We start from the raw sequence: 14612 nt of genomic DNA, 5'->3' as shown, positions 1-14612 counted from the left end.
GCGCCCCGGCGCCTCAGGTGTCGGCGCCGAGCAGGGTGTGCTGGTAGGTCGTGCCGTATTCGATGATCCGCTCGACCGCGTCGACGAACTCCGAGCGGTCGAGCGACTCGGTGGGCAGCTCGGCGCACAGCAGGATCTCGTTCCGATCGTCGAGGGCGAACTTGGCGACGCGCATGTCGCGGTTGGCCTCGAGCAGATGACGGAGCAAGCCGAGCACCTGGCCGGTGTCCTCGGCCAGGGGCGGCATCGCAGCGCCGCCCTCAGCGTCGCATTGCGCGTCGAGCAGATCGAGCACGCCGAACATCGAGAGCACGACCCAGTTCTCGGTGCACTGGACGTAGAACGGAGGGAGCTCGACGACCCCTTCCTCGCGCGGACGGATGCGCAGGGTCGACGGCTTCGTCAGCTCGGCGCTGTAGCCGATCTCCTCCGTCCAGCGCTGCAGGGTCGCCACGTCGATCACGGGTGACGTGATCGCCCTGCCGCCGCCGGAGATCAAGATGCGGCGCGCTGGAAGCCCCCTCGCAGGGGCAAGCGACGGAGGCGAGGGGCGCTAGAGGCTGAGGACGGCGTCCTCTCCCCGGTCGGCGAGCTTCGCCGCGATCAGGCTGAGCAGCGCTTGCCTCCGCTCCTCGAGCTCGACGAGCGCGCGCGGCGGCACCAGCTCCTCCTCGATGCCGCCGGGGCGCAGCGCCGCGGCGGCCTCCTCGGGGCCGAAGCGCGCGAGCGCATCGCGAAGGGCCCGGGGGAACCGCACCGCTTCCACGAGGCGCTCGAGCTGCCGATCGAGCTCGTGCGCCTTCACGTGCAGCGGGAAGGCGCTCGCGTTGGCCTCCAGGCTGAGCGCTCCCGCGTGCACGTCGATGACGATCTCCTTCCGGAGCCCGTTCCCCGCCAGGTAATCGAGCGCCAGCACCTCCAGGTAGTCGCGGAGGATGACCGTGCGCTCGCCGCGCACAGGCGACGGCGACCGAGCCCAGCGCGCCCACACGTCGAGCTCGGGCGCGTCGTCGAAGCGTACGGACCGCCGGCGAGGCGAGAGCCAGCGCGGGCCGGGCGGACCGGGAGCCGGCGCGAGGACCAGCGCGTCGACCGTCCCGTCGTTCATGACGGCGAGGCGACGCAGCAGCTTGCGCGCGTTCGGCTCCCGGCCGATGAGCGCCGCGAGCTCGCCGATGCCGATGCGTCGCGCCGCTGCGGCGGGCACGACATGCGCGCCGAGCGCCCTCGCCATGCGGTAGAACGCGAGCGGGCGCCGGAACGCGAGCGGGGCCTTCTTCTGGGCCGGCGCGAGCTTCACCTTCACCTCGCGCGGGGCCGCTCCTTCCGCGGGCCCGCCCAGCGAGAGCGTCGCCTCGAACCGGCCGTCCGCCACCTTGCCCGTGAGCCGCAGCGCGCGCAGGGGAGAGCGCTGGAGGGCGCGCGCGACGCGCGATTCCCCCGCGGCCCAGGCGCTCGACGCGGGAGGCGAGCGCTGCTCGGCCGGCGGGCGCGCATCGCCTGCCGGGCGCGCATCGCCTGCCGGGCGCGCATCGGCCGGCGAGCCCGCCGTGGGCGCGCCGATCGCGGGCGCGCTCTCCTCGTCGACGAGCGCAGCGATCGCGCCGACGGACCCGTCGCTGCGTTCGGACGATGGTCGCGCGCACGAGACCGCGAGCAGCGCCGCCGCGACGAGCATGCGCTGCGCCCCGACGCCGCCGAGGCGCCGCAGCGGTCCGCGCGCCGATCCGGGGGCGCGCAGGTCGCGCGCGCACCGGCTCATCCGTCCTTCGAGAGCCCGCGCGGATGGTCCGGCGAGGACCCGCCCTCGGCTAGACGTTGCGACGACGCCTCTTCGGCCAGCGACCGGGAGCGCCCGTCATCCGTCGCAGCCTGCGAGCCTGACGCCCGCGCGCTCGCCCCGAGCGACGCGCCGCCGATGACGCGCTCCAGGAGGAACTGCTCCACGCGCTCGATGACCATCTTCTTGCGCTCCAGCGGGACGACGTGCGTGCCGCCGCTCACCATCATCAGCTCTCCGCGCGGCAGCGCCGCCGCCATCTCCTCTGCGAGCCGAGGCGGGGTGAACGTGTCGCGATCGCCCGCGATCACGAGCGCGGGCACGTCGATCTGCGGGAGCAGCTCGAGCGTCGAGTGCTCGCCGGCGCTGCGCAGCATGTGGAGGAACATCGAGAAATCGATGTCGACCATGTGCCGCATGTACGGCAGCAGATCCGCCGGCGTGACCGCGCTCGCGTCGACCTCCCGCGTGAGCAGCGCGATCCGCAGCGCCATCGGCGCGGGCACGCGGCTCCAGAGCGCGCGCGCGATGTGCGGGTACGCGTCGACCTGCTCGATCAGCCGCGGCAGGAGCTGCGCGAGCACGTCCGTGCCCTTGAAATGGTGCGTGATCCTGCCGGACGAGCCGCAGATCAGCACGAGCCCGCGCACCCCCTCGCGGTGGGTCCGCAGGTGCTCCAGGACGACCTGGCAGCCCATCGAGTGCCCGAAGAGCACCACGGGGCCATCGCCGATCGACGCGCGCACAGCCGCCAGATCGCTGGCGTGATCGCGCAGCTCGACCGCCTGCGGATCACAAGGCAAGCTGCTACGACCGTGGCCGCGATAGTTCCAGTGGGCGACGTTGACCGTACGGGCCAGGTCGTCCCAGAGGTACTTCCAGATGAAGCCGTCGCACGCGATGCCGTCACAGAGCACCGCGGTGAGGCGTCCCGAGCCCGCCCCGACCCCGCTGGCAAAGCTTCCGCTGCCGCCGGGACCTTCCCGGTAGCGGACGTAAATCCGCGTACCGTCCTTCCCGGCGGCGAAAAGCTCTCGGCCCATCGATCCCCGAGCGACGCGGCTTTACGCGAGGCTCGCGGCGATGTTAGTCGCCGCTGTCCTCGTCGTCAGCCACGTCATTGACACTCGGAAGCTTTTTGATGTCTATCCGCGCCAGCTTCCACGCGCGCTGCACAACCCAAGAAAGCGAGCGATCGAGCCGCGCCGCTTCCTCCTTGATTTCCTGCAGCATCGACTCCGGAAAGTAGAGGCTCTGCTTCCGCTTGTCCGTCTTCGAGGCTTCGTTGTTTTTCGCCAGCGTGTCCTTGTCGGTCATACGCTCTAGGGGCTCCTCCCGATCCGCCACAGAAGAGCACCTTAGCGTACGGTGCACTTCCGTGGAAAGCATTCGTTTTTCCATGATGCCGATTGCGGCAACTATGTGTGTATTACCGCGATAGGCGCTCTGCGTCATGATTCCGGGAATGCGATCTTCCCCGCAATCGCGCTCGCCGCGACGATGAGGGGACTGGCCAGGTAGACCTGGCCGGGCCCGCTTCGCCCCGGGAAGTTCCGGTTGATGGCCGAGACCGTGACCTGTTCCTTGCGGTCGGATACACCGGGACCGGCCTTGATGCACGCGCCGCAGGAGGGGTCGACGAGCTCGGCGCCGGCTTTCTCGAAGATCTCGAGGTAGCCCTTGGCCTCGGCGTAGCGGCGGATGTCCTGCGAGCCGAACTGGATGTAGAGGTGCACGCCGTCAGCGACGCGCTTGCCCCGCTCGACCGCCTGGCGCAGCACGGACGCGTACATGTCCATGTCGGCCTTCTTGCCGCCCGTGCACGAGCCTCCGTACGCGATGTCGATCTTCACCGGACCGCCGGCGGCCTCATCGAGCGACCGCAGGGGCACGCCGTTCCTCGGATCGCCCGGCGTCGCGACCATCGGCTCGACCGACGCGAGATCGACGTCGAACGTCGCCATGTACTCCGCGCCGGGATCCGCGCGCACGATGCGCGCGCGCACGTCCTCCGCGGCGAGCCCGCGCTGCTCGACGAGGTAGCGCACGATCTCCTCGTCGGCCTCGATGATCCCCGTGAAGCCGCCCGCCTCGACCGCCATGTTGGTGAGCGTCGCCCGCTCGTCGAGCCCCATCGCGCGGACGCCATCCCCCGCGAACTCGAGCACCTTGCCGATGCCCTGGCCCGTCTTCCAGAACGGCTGCGAGAGCAGGAACAGCATCACGTCCTTCGCCGTGACCCCCGGCCCGAGACGCCCCGTCAGGTTGAAGCGCACCGACTGCGGCACCGCGACGCGGACGTCGCGCGTGAGCCACGCGTTCGCCATGTCCGTCGAGCCGACGCCGAACGCGAAGCACCCGAGCGCCCCCGCCATGCAGGTGTGCGAGTCGGTCCCCGCCACGATCTGCCCTGGCAGCGCGAGCTCCTCGATCACCTTGTTGTGGCAGATGGCCTCCGAGCCCACGGTCCTGCCGTCGCGCTCGACCTCGCCGTACAGCTTGATCCCGTGCCGCTCGGTGAAGGCCTGCTGCACCGTCGCGAGCGACGCCGCCTGCTCCCGCAAGCCGAGCCTGAGGTGCGCCTCCGGCATCACGCGATCGAGGAACGTCAGGTGATCCCGGAAGGCGAAGACGCTCTCCGGCTCGGTCACGACCGCGTCCGGCCCGACGCCCGCCCGGAAGAGCGACTCGGCCATCGGCGTGACGTACTCGTGCGAGAAGCGCACGTCGATGCGGGCGAAGAGCGCGTCTCCAGGCTTCACCGCGGGGACGCCGACCTTCCCTGCCCGCGCGTCCACGATCGCGTGCGCCGCGATGATCTTCTCGCACAGCGTCATCGGCCGAGGCGGCGTGGCCAGGGTGGGCGGCGAGACCTCGCCGGCCATTCGCGCCTTGTTGTAGGCGAAGAGGCCACCGTACTCGACAACGTCGGCGCTGATCGGGTCGAGCCCGCGGGTGAACTCGCCGATCGGGATCTCGTCGCCCCGCGCGATCCGGTCGAGGAGCGAGAAATCGGTCGTCGTGAGCAGCCCGATGTTCTGGCAGTTCTGGCCGTAGATCTTCTCGATGCTGCGCGCGACGACGATCTGGATCCCCGCCTCGCGCTCCGAGTACGGCGCCGTCTCGCGCGAGCTGCCGCACCCCTTCGAGCGCCCGCTGACGATGACGCCGAAGCCGCCGTTCTTGATGGCGTCGCGCTCGATGTGCCCGCCGCGCAGACCGACCAGGCAGTAACGGGCGAGCGTCTCGTCGTAGTAGTAACAGACCCAGCCCGGCGTGAGCTCGTCGGTCGAGATGTTGTCGATCAGCGCGTGCTGCTCGGGCTCGAAGCGAAGCTCGCCGCCCGCCAGCTGCTGCTTCAGGAGCGCCGGGTCCTCGGTCAGGTAGAGGGTCCTCCCGGTGACTTGAACGGACTTCCGGCGCGGGATCGGCATCTGCACCTCGGACGCCCCGGGACGCGCGGCGCGCGCTGGGACCTCTCCACACCTAGTCGCTCTGGGCGGAGGCGCCAACGGCGGTCTTTGCCGGCGCGCGCGGAGCTCCGCGCGGCTTACGTCGAATTACGTCGAAGGCAGGAAATCCAGCATGAGCCGAGGAGCGCCTGGACGGCAGCGTGCCTTGACGACGCACCGGGGAGATGGTGTCTTCGCGGCCGCGGCCGGGCCGCGAGCGATGACCCGACCCACGATCTCCAGCGTTCCCGTCGCGATCCTCGGCGCCGGCCTGACGGGCATGGCAGCGGCGTATCACCTGGGACGGGCCGGCGTGCCGCACCGGGTGTTCGAGCGCCTGCCGCGCCCGGGCGGCCACGCGATCACGCTCGAGGACGCCGGCTTCCGCTTCGATCGGACAGGGCACCTCCTCCACCTGCGCGACCCCGCGACCCGTGAGCTCGCGCTGGGCTGGCTGGGCCCCGACCCGCTCGAGATCGAGCGACGTTCGATGATCTGGTCGAACGGCACGTACACCCGCTATCCGTTCCAGGCGAACACCTTCGGCCTGCCGCCCGCGGTGGCCTACGACTGCCTCCGCGGCTTCATCGAGGCGCACTTCGCCAAGGACCGACCTCTGCCAAGGAACTTCGAGGAGTTCTGTCTGGCGCACTTCGGCGAGGGGATCAGCCGCCACTTCATGCTCCCCTACAACAGCCGCCTCTGGGGCGTGCACCCGAGCGAGATCACCGCCGACTGGTGCTCCCGCTTCGTCCCGATACCGAAGCTGGAGGACGTGCTCGCCGGGGCGGTCGGGCTGAACGACCGGGAGCTCGGCTACAACGCGAGGTTCCTCTACCCGCGGCTCGGCATCGGGCAGCTGACGCACGGGCTCGCGCGAGCGCTCGCCGAGCAGCGGCCGCGGGACGCTGGAACGCCGGCGATCGAGCTCAGCCGCTCTCCCAGGTCCATCGACTGGCGCGCGCGAGAGCTCGTGTTCGACGACGAGATCGTCCGGTACGACGTGCTCGTCTCGTCCGCGCCGCTGCCCGCGCTCGTCAGGCTCCTCTCGGACGCGCCTCGCGCCGTCGGCGAGGCGGCCTCGCGGCTGCGCTGCACGCACCTCTACTACCTCGATGTGGCGCTGGACACCCCGTGCGGGCAGCCGCTGCACTGGGTGTACGTCCCGGAGGCGAAGTACCCGTTCTACCGCGTGGGCTGCTACTCCCACTTCTCCGCCGCCATGGCCCCGCCGGGCAAGGCCGGCCTCTACGTCGAGCTCGCCGATCGCGCCGAGCCCGATCTCGCGGCGCTGCTCCCCCGCGTCGCCGAAGGCCTCGTCGAGATGGGCCTCATCCCCGCCCCCAGCGCCATCCGCTTCGCCCGCCTGCGCCGCATCGACCACGCGTACGTCGTGTTCGATCACAGCTACTTCGGCTCGCTGGAGGCGGTTCGGCCGTTCCTCGAGGGCCAGCGCATCCTCTCGTGCGGGCGCTACGGCGGCTGGAACTACTCCTCGATGGAGGACGCGCTCCACTTCGGGCGCGACGCGGCCCACCGCGCGCAGGCGCTCCTCGGAGGCGCGCCGTGAGCACAGCCGAGCCTGATCGCGAGGATGCGGCCGGATCGCCGGAGATCTCCATCGTCATCCCCGTTTACAACGAGGAGGCGATCCTCCACGCCGCCGTCGTGGATCTGCGCGAGCGGCTCTCGTCGTTCGGCTGGCGCTGGGAGCTCGTGCTCGCCGAGAACGGCTCGCGCGACGGGACCCTCGCCATCGCCGGCGAGCTCGCGCGCAAGTACCCGGAAGTGCGCCATTTCTCGATCGGCGAGCCCAACTACGGGGCCGCGCTCCGCGCGGGCATCGAGCGGGCGCGCGGGCGCTTCGTGCTCTGCGACGAGATCGACCTCTGCGACGTGGATTTCCACCGCCGCGCCATCGCGATGCTGCGGGCAGGCGGCGTCGACATGGTGATCGGGTCCAAGCTCATCCAGGGGGCGCGCGACGATCGCCCGTGGGCGCGGCACGCGGCGAGCCAGATGTACAACGGGCTCCTCCGCGCCACGCTCGGCTTCCGTGGGACGGACACGCACGGGCTCAAGGCGTTCCTGCGCGAGCCGCTCCTCGGGATCGCGCGCGACTGCGTCGTGGACAAGGACGTGTTCGCCAGCGAGCTCGTCATCCGCGCCTACCGCGCTGGCCTGCGGATCGAGGAGATCCCCGTCCGCGTGCTGGAGAAGCGGCGCCCCTCGATCAACCTTACCCGCCGCGTCCCGAACGTGCTGCGCAGCCTCGCGAAGCTGACCTGGGCCATCCGGGTCCGCGGCTGACGGCCGGCTCTTCCAACCTTCGCGCAGCATTCGCAGCGCCGCGCGCGAGGCCGGGCCCGCTCGTGGAAAAATTCTGGCATGCTATACGCCGCAGGTGACGATCCTCCTCTCGAGCGCCGCAAGACCGGCTCGCCGCGCGGACACCGACGTGGACGTCGTGGTCATCGGCGGCGGCGTGAACGGCGTGGGGGTCGCGCGGGATGCTTCGCAGCGGGGCCTGAGGGTCGCCCTCTTCGAGCGCAACGATCTCGCGTTCGGCGCGAGCGGCAACTCGAGCGGCATGATCCACGGCGGGCTCAGGTACCTGACCAGCGATCCGCAGGTGACCGAGAAATCGTGCCGCGACTCGGGCCACATCCAGGCGATCGCGCCGCACCTGCTCTTCCGGATCCCCTTCCTCGTGCCGTTCGAGAACGCGCGGCACGGGCGCCTCCTCTACCCGCTCGCGGACGCCTTCTTCGAGGCGTACGACAACTACCAGCCGCTCAAGCGCGGCAAGCCGCACGCGCGCCTCACGCCCGACGAGCTCCGCCGGCTCGAGCCGGGGCTGCACGGTAACCTGGTCGGCGGCTTCAGCTTCGACGAGTGGGGGATCGACGGCGCGCGGCTCTGCGTCGCCAACGCGGTCGACGCGATCGAGCGCGGGGCCAAGGTCTACGTGGGGCACACGGTCGAGCGGATCGAGCGCCGCGAGGACACCGGCGAGGTCGTCGCCGTCCGTTACCGGGACCGCACGACGGGGGAAGGCGGGCGGCTCCGCACGAGCACGGTCGTGAACGCGACGGGCGCGTGGTCGCCGGTCACGTCGTCCCTCGCCGGCCTCCCCGCCGCGAGCTCGCGCGTGCGGCCCGGCAAGGGCGTGCACGTCGTGTTCGACCGGCGCCTCACCAATTACGCCATCATGGCGAGGACGATCGACGGCCGTCAGATCTTCCTCGAGCCGTGGGAGAACATGAGCGTCATCGGCACGACCGACGACGATTTCTACGGCGATCTCGATCAGGTCCGCGCGACGAGCGAGGAGGTCAGGTACCTGGTCCAGGGCATCGCCCGCGTGTTCCCGCAGATCCACGAGGCGCGCGCGATCGGCACGTTCGCGGGCGTGCGGCCCACGCTCTACGCGTTCGGGCCCACCGAGGACGCGCTCTCGCGCGAGCACCAGATCGTCGATCACGCGGCGCACGGCGCGCCGGGCCTCTACTCGATGATCGGCGGCAAGCTGGCCAGCTTCCGGCTCTTCGCCGAGGAGATGACCGACGTGCTCTCGCGGCGCTTCGACCTCGGCGCCCGCTGCGTGACGCACACGACCGCGCTGCCCGGCGGCGATCGCACGGTGGACGCGCTGGCGCTCTCGCGGCGGATGGAGATCGACGCGGTGGCCGCCCGGCGGCTCGTGTACCGGCACGGCTCGCGCGCGCTCCGGATCGAGGAGCGCGTGCGGCAGCGGCCGCGCGAGGCCGCGACGGTGTGCCCCTGCGAGCCCGTGATCGAGGCCGAGGTGCGTTATGTCCTCCGGCACGAGCTCGCCCGGAGCGTGGCCGACGTCGCGCGCCGGACGCGCCTCGGCCTGGGCGCGTGCGGCGGCATGCGCTGCGCGGCGCGGTGCGGGCAGATCGTGGCGCAGGAGCTCTCGCTCCCGCCGCGCGACGGGATGCGGCAGGCGGCGGCGTTCCTCTCGCGGCAGGCGGTGACCCGCGCGGTCGCGCTCGGCCCGGAGCAGGCGCGGCAGGAGGCCCTCGCGATCGCCAGCGTCCGGTCGGAGCTCGGCGCGCCCGCGGACGACGAGGCGGCGGCGGCGTGCGAGGACGCCGATCGTCGCGGGCAGCGCGCCGCGAGGGAGCCGGAGGAGAGGGCGTGGCGCGATCGATCCTCGTGATCGGCGCCGGCGTCGCCGGGCTCGCCGCCGCGTGGAGCGCGCGGCGGCGCGGGGCCCGGGTCATGGTGATCTCCGCGGGCGTCGGCGAGACGGCGCTCGGGGGCGGCGCGGTGGACGACGTGCCGTGGGAGCAGATCGAGCGGGCGTCGCGGCTGCTCGGCGGCGACCTGCCCGCGAGCGATCTCGCGCCGGCGGTGAGGCAGTTCGCGGCGGAGCTCGGCCTGTGGGAGCTGCCGCAGGCGGCGGGCGTGCGCCTCGCGACCGTCGCGGGGCGGATCCGCCCCGCCCGCGGCAGGGATCGCGCGCTGCTCGACCTCGGCCCGCTCCGCCGCACGCGCGTCCTCGTCCCGCGCGCGGCGCGCGCCGCATGGGACGCGGACGCTCTCGCGGAGGCGCTCACGGACGAGCCGTTCGCCCGGGCGCGTGGGCTCCGCTTCCTGCCGGTCGACGCGCCGGTCCTGCGCTTCGACGACGAGCGGCACATCGCCGACGGCGATCTCGCGGCCCGGCACGACGACCCGGCGCGGCTCTCCTGGCTCCTCGATCGGCTCCGCCAGGCGCTCGAGGGCGCGGGCGGCGCGGGGGCGATCCTGCTCGGGCCGTGGCTCGGCGCGAGCGCTCCGCGGGCCGAGGCGCTCGCGGCCCGCCTCGGCGTCCCGGTGGGCGAGGCGCTGATGGGAGCCGGCTCGCCGGCGGGGCTGCGCTTCGAGGCGGCGCGCGACGCGCTGCTCGCGGCGATCGGGGCTACTCAGCGCCACGGTCGCGTGCGCGCGGTGGGCGGCGGGCACCCGGGACCAGGGGCGCCCGACGAAGGCGTCACGATCCACGTCGAGGGGGAGGACGTGCCGCTCGCGGCGGACGGGGTGATCCTGGCGATCGGCGGTCTCGCCGGCGGCGGGATCGCGTACACGCCGCCCGAGAGCGGCGCCGGCGCCGATTTTCCGGCGCGCGGCGCCGCGCCGTTCGCGCTCTCGATCGCCGCGCCCGTCACGATGGGCGACGATCGCGGCGCGTTCGGCGTGGTGAGCTCCATGCAAGGCCCGGAGCTCGACGTCGTCGCGTGGCCCCGCGGCGAGCGCCCGGGCGCGCTGGAGGCGGTGGGGGTGCGGTGCGAGGGCGTCCGCGCCGCACCCGGGCTCCTGGCGGCCGGGGCGACCATCGCGGGGAGGGCGCGCACCGTGCTCGACGCGGTGACGACCGGGCTCCGCGCCGGCGCCGAGGCCTGACGCGCGTCGAGCGGCGCCCGGCGCAGGTCGCTCGACGCGCGATCCTCAGCGCTGGCGGATCGCCGGGATGGCGCGGAGGAGCTGCTGGTACCCGACGGCGAGCGCGAAGTCGGTCCCGCGGGTGGGATCCGAGGGCATGTCGCCCTCGGGGCCGGCCGCCGCGGCCGTCTCGGCGCGCTTCTCCACGAGCACGGCCCTCGGCGAACGGTCGCCGATCGCCCCTTCGGCGGGGAGGTGGCCCTCGAGGTCCTGCTCGCGGAGGATGGCGGCGGGGACCTGCTGCGCCGCGCTCTCGATGACGACATCCGGCCGGATGCCCTGGGCCTGGATCGAGCGCCCGTTCGGCGTGTAGTAGCGCATCGTCGTGAGCCTGACCCCGGCGCCGCCGGGCAGCTCGTAGATGGTCTGCACCGATCCCTTGCCGAAGGTCCTCGCGCCGACGAGCACGGCGCGCCCGCTGTCCTGCAGGGCGCCCGCGACGAGCTCGGCGGCGCTCGCGGAGTACTCGTTCACGAGCGCGACGACGGGCAGCGAGGCGAACGCGCCGCCATCGTGCGCCTTCGCCTCGTCGACGACCTGGTTGCGCTGGCGCGTCGAGTAGATCGTCCCCGAGGAGAGGAGCTCGTCGGCCACGGCCTCCGCCTCGTTGACGAGGCCTCCGGGGTTGTTGCGCAGGTCCAGGATGACGCCGGCCAGCGGCGCCTTCGATGCGGCGCGCAGCTTCGCCGCGGCGCGGAGCATCTCTTCGTGGGTGCCGTCCTGGAACTGCTTCACGCGGACGTACGCGATGTCCCGATCGAGGCGCTTCGCCGCGATGCTCGTGACGTGGATCTGCTCCCGCGTGAGGTCGAACGAGAGGGGCTCCGGCACGCCCTGCCGGCGGATCGTGAGCTTCACCCGGGAGCCGGGCGCCCCGCGCATGATCTTCACGAGCTTGTCGAGGCGCTCTCCGCGGACGGGGCGGCCGTCGATCGCGAGGATCTGATCGCCGGAGCGGATGCCCGCCCGCGCCGCCGGCGAGCCCTCGATCGGCGCGATGACGGTGATGTTGTCGTCCTTGGCGTCGACCTCGATGCCGACGCCGCCGAACGTCCCCCCCGTCTCTTCCTGGAACTGGGCGAACTCCGAGGAGTTCATGTACGCCGAGTGCGGGTCGAGCTCCGCGACCATCCCCTTGATGGCGCCGTCGAGGATCTTGCTGCGCTGCGCCGGCTCGACGTAGTTGTTCTCCACGAGCACGAGCACCCGCGCGAGCTGCTCGAGCGGAGCGTAGGGGCTCTGCGCCTGTGTGCTCGCGCCCGCGAGGTGGGAAGTCGCCGCTCCTCCTGCGAAGGCCGCAGCGATGAGCCCCAGGGTGCGCATCCAGCTCGAGAAGCGTTGCATCCGCCGACCATAGCAGCGGCGCGGGCGGCGGCGCGGTGCGCCGGCGACGGCCGCGCTCGTTCACACGTCTGCGCGGCGCGCGGTGGCACACGCCTGCGCGGGGCGCGGTGGCACACGCCTGCGCGGCGCGCGGTGGGCCGGGCGGCGGGGCGCAGCGCAGGCTTTTCGATGTGCCAGCGCGGGCGTATCGCCCGCCAGTCGACGAGATCACCAGGGCGCCCAAGCTCCGGGCGCATGGTTTGTCCTAAGAGGAGTGTTCGGCTATCTTCGCGCGCCTGAACGTGGAACTTGCCTCTTCATCGCCCGGCTTCGCGCTCGCGAAGCGGGGCTCGCCGCGAGGGGCTTCTCTCGCCGAGACGGTCGGGGGCCGTCGCGAGGAGGTGTCCGCGGCTGCGCTGTCGTCCGTGCGCGGGAGACAACTCGCACCCCGAGGCGGCTAGGATGGCCAAACCCACCGATCGTGAGCTCGTCGATCAAGCCCGGAGCGGAGATGCCCAGGCGTTCGGGGTGCTGGTTCGTCGATATCAGAAGCGCATCTTCCGGCTGGCGTTCCACCTTGTCCGCTCGGGCGCGGAGGCAGAGGACGTGACGCAGGAGACCTTCGTCCGGGCCTACCAGGCGCTCGACCGGTTCGACGGCCGGAGCGAACCGTTCACCTGGCTCTACCGGATCGCCGTGAACCTCTCGCTCAACATGATCCGGGCCCGCAAGCCGAGCAAGAACTCGACCCCCGCGGACGATCCGAGGATCGAGGCGCTGCTGCTCGAGACGCGCCCGAGCCACGGCGTCGATCCGGCCGCGTCGACCCAGCGGCGCGAGCTCGCGGCCGCGCTCTGTGACGGCATCGACGCGCTCTCGGACACGCTGCGAACGACGCTCATCCTCGTGTGCATCGACGGCGTGCCCCACGAAGACGCCTCCAGGATCCTGGGTTGTCCGGAAGGAACAGTCGCCTGGCGCGTCCACGAGGCGCGCCGCAAGCTCCGTGCATACCTCGCGGAGCGCGGTTTCGGAGGGGACGCCGAATGAACGTCACCAGCAAGCTCGACCTCGACGGGATGCTCAACGATTGGCCTGCCCCCGCGCCCTCGACGAACGACGAGGAGGCGTGGGAGACGCGGGCCGCTCACATCGTCGAGGCCGCCATCTCCCGGCGCTCGGAGGACACCACGGCGGCAGCCGATCTCCTCGCCCCCCCCGACCTCACTGCAGCGCCAGGCGAGGAGCAGACGGAGGACCCTTCGCGCGAAGCACGCGCATCAGGAGAACGCAGCACCATGGGGGACGGATCACAAGCAGCCAGGGCCTCGAAGCCTGAGAGCCTGTCGGGTGGCACCTTGTCGCGGCCGCCGGAGAAGAGACGCCAGTCGCTGAAGGAGATCGCCGAGCGGGTCAGCCAGGCGCCGGGGCGCGCGAGCGGTATACCCGCGATGAGCGGCTCTGCCCTCTCGACGCCGCTGCCGGCTTCGGGACGCAGCTCGGCGCCGCCAGGGCGTGTGTCCCCGCTGCCGGGGCGCGGCTCGCTCTCCGGCGGCGCCCGCACGTCGTCGCCGTCGCTGCGGCCGGCGGAGGGGGTGCCCGAGGACTCCGGGGTCATCGATCTGAACCGGCTCAACGCGTCGGCGCCCTCGCAGGTGGAGGCCTCCGAAACGGCGCGGCCCGGCGCGGCGGATCGGTTCGGGGACGCGAAGGAGGCAGCGGTCATGCCGGTGGCGGCGCGCCGCGCCCCGTCCGCGCCCGTGGCCTCGGCTCCAGCGAAGAAGCGATCCGGCGGGATGATCGCCGGCGCGGTCGTCGCGGCCCTGGGGCTGGCCGCGGCGGTCACCGTCATGGTGAAGACGACGGCTCCGCCGCAGCCGGAGATCGCGGCGACCACGGCGCCCGCGCCGACCACCGTCGCGGCGCCCGCCGCGCCGCGCGGCGACACGCGGGTGGAGCCGGCTGCTCCGGTCGCCGCGGCGCCGGAGGAGCGCGCCGTGGTCGAGCAGCCCGTGCAAGCGGAGGAGAAGCTCGCCGCGGCGCCCAGGGCGCCAGCCGCCCCCGCCGGCACGCCTGCGCCGGCGGCCGTCGAGGCGCCGGCCACGCCTGTCGTGTCGCCGAAGCCCGAGCAGGGAAAGACGGCGGCTGCGCCGGCGGCGGCTGGCAAGCCTGGGGACCTCCCCACGGCCATGCAGGCGGCCGTGGGCGACAGCGGGGAGCGACAGCCGTCGGTCGTCTCGGAGGCGCCGGTGCCGGCGTCGGGCCCGCTCCGGCAGCAGAACATCCCCGAGCAGCCGTCGCAGGGCTCGGTGCAGGCCGCGCTCGGCTCGGTCATGGGCGGCGCCAAGGCGTGCGTCGCGGGCGCGAACGACGTGTCGCGCGCGCAGATCACGTTCTCGTCGACGGGCCAGGTGAGCAAGGTCAGCGTCAGCGGGTGGGCGGCGTCGAACGGCCAGTCGAGCTGCGTGCAGTCCGCGCTCAAGGGCGCGAACGTGGGTCCTTTCTCCAAGCCGTCCTTCTCGGTCAGCGCGACGATCCGGCCCTAGCCCTGACCACGCGCCCACACGGCAGCGCGCCCTCGCGGAGGGCAGAAAACCTCCCGGTTG

The 14612-nt window shown here is 72.6% G+C and carries 12 protein-coding genes; 6 read left to right on the top strand and 6 right to left on the bottom strand.

The window, feature by feature from the left end; genetic code table 11:
- Nucleotides 1-13: 13 nt before the first annotated feature.
- From WMF11_RS48365 to WMF11_RS48345, 5 genes are all read right to left on the bottom strand, one after another.
- A complete protein-coding gene (locus tag WMF11_RS48365) occupies nt 14-499 on the bottom strand; it encodes a YbjN domain-containing protein (RefSeq protein WP_437547557.1) in 486 nt (161 codons plus the stop codon).
- A gap of 54 nt (nt 500-553) precedes the next feature.
- Nucleotides 554-1762: a hypothetical protein gene (locus WMF11_RS48360; RefSeq protein WP_437975589.1), complete on the bottom strand. Its 1209-nt coding sequence runs from the start codon at nt 1760-1762 to the stop codon at nt 554-556.
- A complete protein-coding gene (locus tag WMF11_RS48355) occupies nt 1759-2823 on the bottom strand; it encodes an alpha/beta fold hydrolase (protein WP_437975588.1) in 1065 nt (354 codons plus the stop codon). Before WMF11_RS48355 ends, WMF11_RS48360 begins: the two co-directional genes overlap by 4 nt.
- A gap of 43 nt (nt 2824-2866) precedes the next feature.
- Nucleotides 2867-3097 carry a TIGR04563 family protein gene (locus WMF11_RS48350; RefSeq protein WP_012241296.1) on the bottom strand — a complete coding sequence of 77 codons (231 nt, stop codon included), beginning with the start codon at nt 3095-3097 and terminating at the stop codon, nt 2867-2869.
- A 134-nt stretch (nt 3098-3231) separates the two neighbouring features.
- On the bottom strand, nt 3232-5214 hold the full coding sequence (locus WMF11_RS48345; protein WP_437905781.1) for an aconitase family protein: 1983 nt from the start codon (nt 5212-5214) through the stop codon (nt 3232-3234).
- Nucleotides 5215-5452: 238 nt separating this feature from the next.
- On the opposite strand from WMF11_RS48345, the gene WMF11_RS48340 reads away from it, so the two are divergent.
- From WMF11_RS48340 to WMF11_RS48325, 4 genes are all read left to right on the top strand, one after another.
- Complete coding sequence (locus WMF11_RS48340; RefSeq protein ID WP_437547553.1) at nt 5453-6802, top strand: protoporphyrinogen/coproporphyrinogen oxidase; 1350 nt, start codon at nt 5453-5455, stop codon at nt 6800-6802.
- Entirely contained in the window at nt 6799-7542 is a 744-nt protein-coding gene (locus tag WMF11_RS48335; protein ID WP_437975587.1) for a glycosyltransferase, read from the top strand. Before WMF11_RS48340 ends, WMF11_RS48335 begins: the two co-directional genes overlap by 4 nt.
- A 94-nt stretch (nt 7543-7636) precedes the next feature.
- Nucleotides 7637-9418, top strand: a complete 1782-nt coding sequence (locus WMF11_RS48330; RefSeq protein ID WP_437975586.1) for a glycerol-3-phosphate dehydrogenase/oxidase — start codon at nt 7637-7639, stop codon at nt 9416-9418.
- Nucleotides 9397-10644 (top strand): FAD-binding protein, encoded by a 1248-nt coding sequence (locus WMF11_RS48325; RefSeq protein WP_437975585.1) that lies wholly within the window; start codon nt 9397-9399, stop codon nt 10642-10644. Before WMF11_RS48330 ends, WMF11_RS48325 begins: the two co-directional genes overlap by 22 nt.
- A 45-nt stretch (nt 10645-10689) precedes the next feature.
- Here WMF11_RS48325 and WMF11_RS48320 read toward each other — a convergent pair whose 3' ends face one another.
- Complete coding sequence (locus tag WMF11_RS48320) at nt 10690-12027, bottom strand: S41 family peptidase (RefSeq protein WP_437975584.1); 1338 nt, start codon at nt 12025-12027, stop codon at nt 10690-10692.
- 441 nt (nt 12028-12468) lie between these two features.
- Between WMF11_RS48320 and WMF11_RS48315 the strand changes: the two genes are divergently transcribed.
- Together WMF11_RS48315 and WMF11_RS48310 are read left to right on the top strand one after the other, a co-directional pair.
- Nucleotides 12469-13056, top strand: coding sequence for an RNA polymerase sigma factor (locus WMF11_RS48315; RefSeq protein ID WP_012241290.1), 588 nt, complete (start codon nt 12469-12471; stop codon nt 13054-13056).
- Nucleotides 13053-14552, top strand: coding sequence for a hypothetical protein (locus WMF11_RS48310; RefSeq protein ID WP_437975583.1), 1500 nt, complete (start codon nt 13053-13055; stop codon nt 14550-14552). Before WMF11_RS48315 ends, WMF11_RS48310 begins: the two co-directional genes overlap by 4 nt.
- Nucleotides 14553-14612 lie beyond the last annotated feature (60 nt).

The organism is Sorangium sp. So ce295 (genome assembly GCF_051527405.1).
GTDB classification, from domain to species: domain Bacteria; phylum Myxococcota_A; class Polyangia; order Polyangiales; family Polyangiaceae; genus Sorangium; species Sorangium cellulosum_B.
Note: the sequence above shows the minus strand (reverse complement) of the source record. Positions and strands in the feature narration are given on the sequence as shown.

What these genes read in the sequence shown, in the direction of transcription:
- WMF11_RS48360 (WP_437975589.1), bottom strand. Translation starts at nt 1,762, where the DNA reads ATGAGCCGGTGCGCGCGCGACCTGCGCGCCCCCGGATCGGCGCGCGGA.
- WMF11_RS48355 (WP_437975588.1), bottom strand. Translation starts at nt 2,823, where the DNA reads ATGGGCCGAGAGCTTTTCGCCGCCGGGAAGGACGGTACGCGGATTTAC.
- WMF11_RS48350 (WP_012241296.1), bottom strand. Translation starts at nt 3,097, where the DNA reads ATGACCGACAAGGACACGCTGGCGAAAAACAACGAAGCCTCGAAGACG.
- WMF11_RS48345 (WP_437905781.1), bottom strand. Translation starts at nt 5,214, where the DNA reads ATGCCGATCCCGCGCCGGAAGTCCGTTCAAGTCACCGGGAGGACCCTC.
- WMF11_RS48340 (WP_437547553.1), top strand. Translation starts at nt 5,453, where the DNA reads ATGACCCGACCCACGATCTCCAGCGTTCCCGTCGCGATCCTCGGCGCC.
- WMF11_RS48320 (WP_437975584.1), bottom strand. Translation starts at nt 12,027, where the DNA reads ATGCAACGCTTCTCGAGCTGGATGCGCACCCTGGGGCTCATCGCTGCG.
- WMF11_RS48315 (WP_012241290.1), top strand. Translation starts at nt 12,469, where the DNA reads ATGGCCAAACCCACCGATCGTGAGCTCGTCGATCAAGCCCGGAGCGGA.
- WMF11_RS48310 (WP_437975583.1), top strand. Translation starts at nt 13,053, where the DNA reads ATGAACGTCACCAGCAAGCTCGACCTCGACGGGATGCTCAACGATTGG.